This is a genomic window from Allobosea sp. ASV33 (assembly GCF_016428755.1).
GTDB lineage: Bacteria > Pseudomonadota > Alphaproteobacteria > Rhizobiales > Beijerinckiaceae > Allobosea.
This window is the reverse complement of the sequence record NZ_JAELTI010000391.1, coordinates 1-255: the sequence shown is the minus strand read 5'-3', so window position 1 is coordinate 255 and position 255 is coordinate 1. Positions and strand designations below refer to the sequence as shown.

Genomic DNA, 255 nt, shown 5'->3' with positions numbered 1-255 from the left:
CCTGGATGCCAATGCCGTTCGAGAGGGACAGTCGTTTGATCCTGCTGTCGTGGCAATCGAGTTCGGTTACGGCCAGGGGAATAGCGATCTCGGCGCCAAATTTCTGAGCTTGATTATAGGCACGTCCGGCAAGGGCCTGGCCTGATATGCCGGTCGGAAAGCCTAGGTAGTTCTCGATCCGTGCCGAGGCGCCAGCTTGGCCCCCAAAGGCGCGCTGATCGAGCACCAGAACGCTCAAGCCCTCCGATGCCGCAT

1 pseudogene is annotated in these 255 nt (G+C 60.0%); it reads right to left on the bottom strand.

The features are described from left to right. A pseudogene (locus JHD80_RS28355) lies at positions 1 to 255 on the bottom strand (thioredoxin reductase); the annotation flags it as partial.